The following is a 3,325-nucleotide window of genomic DNA, read 5'->3' on the forward strand; positions in this document are numbered from 1 at the left end:
CGCCTCCCTTAGCGTTACTAACCTTTCGCTTCACCTCCTTTCCATACTATCCCTGTTTGAATACTCGCGACTATGCCAGAACCACACCTACACCAATCTTCTCTAACAAATAAGTATTATGATCTATCACCAAAACATCGTTCTTCTTTGCCAGATCTCTTAAGATATTCAGAAGCGCATCGATATCTGCATAGTGCAACCCTATACTCGGTTCATCAATTATCAACAGTTGATTTTCTGTTTTTTCATCCATCCAATCTAACAAAGTCAATCGCTGCTTTTCTCCCGAAGAAAGACTTTGCACACGTTGATCCATTTGCAAATGCCCTAAACCAACCTTCATCAACTTTTCAAATCGAGCAATTGCTTTGGTTTTAGGCAAGTATTTTTCCAACCAACTCATCATTTCTGAAACATTCAGAGACAAAACTTCTGCGATATTTTTGTTTTCCAGCCTATGTTCTAAAACCTCATCTGCATAACGTGTACCTTTACATTTCTCACACACTTCTAAGGTGCTTGCTGCAACATCTAAACTCGTTACCAAAACTCCCTGCCCTTTACAATTATCACATTCACTCCCTTTTGTTTTCCAAGAGAAGAATTTGGCTTTCTCACCACTCCCTTTAGCAAAGCACTTTGTTAGATCTTTCAAAACATCCATGTATTCCACCATTAAGGTGGCCTTCTGGGTTCTAAGCTTTTTCATTTCAAAATATTGTACGCCACTATACTTTTTAGGAAAACGAAATGCAGCACAATTCACGGCTTCTTCTTGCCTTACACATGGCATGACAACCTCTTTGACCAAGGTTGTTTTTCCAACACCAGAATTACCCGTAAGGGCAGTGATTCCACCCACTGGTATTTCTAAAAGCTTCTTCTTCAACGTAAACTTTTCTACTTCTTTCAATACAAGGCTTTCCTTACCAGGCTTTAAAACAAGTTTTTTAGACTCCGCTTTTAAGAAAGGATGCACTTCATTTTGTAGAACAAATTCATTCGGTGATCCTGCAAACATAACCTCACCTCCATAACTCCCTGCCTTTGGACCAATTTCCACCAAATAATCTGCTGTTTTTAAAAGTTCTTTATTGTGCTCAATAAGAATTACTGTATTCCCCTTGGCTACCAACTCCTTTAAAATCTTTTGTAAATCTTCAATATTATTTTGCGACAAACCTGCAGAGGGTTCATCGAGTAAATAAGTAATACCTTTTAGCGGTGAATTAAGCTGTTGAATCAAAGCCACTCGTTGGTGCTCACCACCGCTCAAAGTTTTAGCTTTTCGGCTCAATTGCAAATAAGAGATGTGTAATTGTTTGGCCTTCTCTAACAATCCTCGTAAATGATGAACCAATTGAGCTTTGAGTCTCCCATCAATTTCAGAGGCACCATCCGTTTGTGTTAACCAACTTTCAAATTGATCTAAATCCATCATTTTGACCTCTTGAAAATTCAATCCATCAAGGGTAAACTTCAAACGTTCAGCTAACAAACCACTTCCTTTACATTCCCTACACCTTTCTTCAGAGAACAGAGCTGTTAAAGTCGCAATATTTTTGTTCTTGCGTGTTTTAAAATACTCTTCCTTCAAATAAGTAAAGAGCCCCTTCCACTCCATTTTCACTTCTTGAACACCTTCTCGGGTCTTTGTTTTAAACTTCCATTCCGTTTCCCATATTTTCTCAGGAATTCCATTCAAAATAACATCCAATTGTTGTGCAGTAAAATCATTGAAAGGTGTTTGCAATGTAAACCCGTATTCCTTCCCCACTTCTTGGAGTATGGCCATATACTGACCAGAAGCTTGACCGTAATAGGCCAAGGCTTTATTGTGTTCAAACAATCCCTCATCTATGCTCAAATTCTCATCAACTACTATTTTCTGTAAATCAGGAACCAAAGCTTCTCCATAACCATCACAAACTTTACATTTTCCAAGTTCATGGTTTTTAGAAAAATGAGAGGCAGATAACTCTTCACCTTCAAATTGAGCTTTTCTAGAAAAAGCAAAACGCAATCGTTTGTCTATGTCACACTGCTGAGCTAAATCAGTCTTATCGGAGAAATTCTTATGCTTTCGAGTGATACAAATCGTTGGGGTTAATCCTTCAACATCGTCTACCTCAAAGGGCATTTGTCCGCCCACTCTTCCTTGCTCATAACTAGAAAATTGTTGTGTCATTTCTTGCATACCATAGGCATGAAGTGTATCTATCAATAAAGATGATTTTCCGGAACCTGAAATTCCCGTAACTGCAGAGATTTTATACTTGGGAAAACTAACATTTACATCCTTCAGAAAATGCGTACGCGCACCTTTTATGTGAATATATTTTTTGTCCTCCGGCTTCAATTCTGGCAAAACCTCCCTTTCAACTGCACGTGCATTTTCTACAAAAACATCTGCTCTACTTTGAAACAAAGGATGATTCTCAAAACAAATAATTCCAGCAGTTTTTGCTTTTAATTGATGCAAGGCCGCAATCAATTCTTTTACATTTTGATGATGTAAACCTATACTGGGCTCCTCTAAGAACAACAAGGTTCGTTGAGATGATTTGGCAAAATACTTTGTTAACTTAATACGCTGTGCTTCACCTCCTGATAAAGTATTAGATGGCTGACCCAATTTCAAATACCCCAAGCCCAAGTTATTCATCAAGCTTAAAATAGATACAAGTTTAGACTCTCCCTCAAAAAAGCTTAGCGCTTGACGCACACTTAAATCGTAGATGTCTGCAATATTTTTTTCCTTCCAGCTAACCTGCAAAACATCCTTATGAAAACGCTTTCCATTACAAACCGGACACCTTTGATTTACATTTCCCATTACACTCATGGACAGACTTATCACTCCTGCCCCTTCACAATTCGCACACCTTCCTGCTTTGTTGTTAAACGAAAAAGCACCTTTTGCCAACTTCAGTGCTTTGGCAGTAGAAGTTTTTGCCAAGAGATCTCTAATTTTATCTGCCAGCCCTGTGTAGGTAGAAGGATTACTGCGCGGAGTTTTACCTATAGCTTGATCATTTACCGTTTGAATATTGAATGCTTCTTTTCTAGCATATTCCTTCAAAGTTCTTTCTACTTCCTTCGATTTTCGAGTAAAAACTGTCAGTCCACCCTTTAACTTTTCCATTCCCTGTTCCAACGCAATGGGAGTGGCTATCTGCTCATCTTCGCTCAAAGCAAGTTTTGTAGGGGTGTTCAATGTTTTATCCGCAAGGAATTCGCTTTTACTTCCATTAAACACAATTTCTCCACCTTCAGCTCCAGCCTTAAGTCCTAACTCAACAATCCAATCTGCGGATTGAATAAA

General features: G+C 38.5%; 1 protein-coding gene. It reads right to left on the minus strand.

Features of this window, described 5'->3' with window-relative positions:
* Positions 1 to 70 precede the first annotated feature (70 nt).
* The coding region (locus R3333_RS13610; protein ID WP_318959323.1) for an ATP-binding cassette domain-containing protein at positions 71 to 3,325 on the minus strand (3,255 nt) is incomplete at its 5' end.

Source organism: Lishizhenia sp., assembly GCF_033720595.1.
Classification (GTDB): Bacteria; Bacteroidota; Bacteroidia; order Flavobacteriales_D; family Crocinitomicaceae; genus Lishizhenia.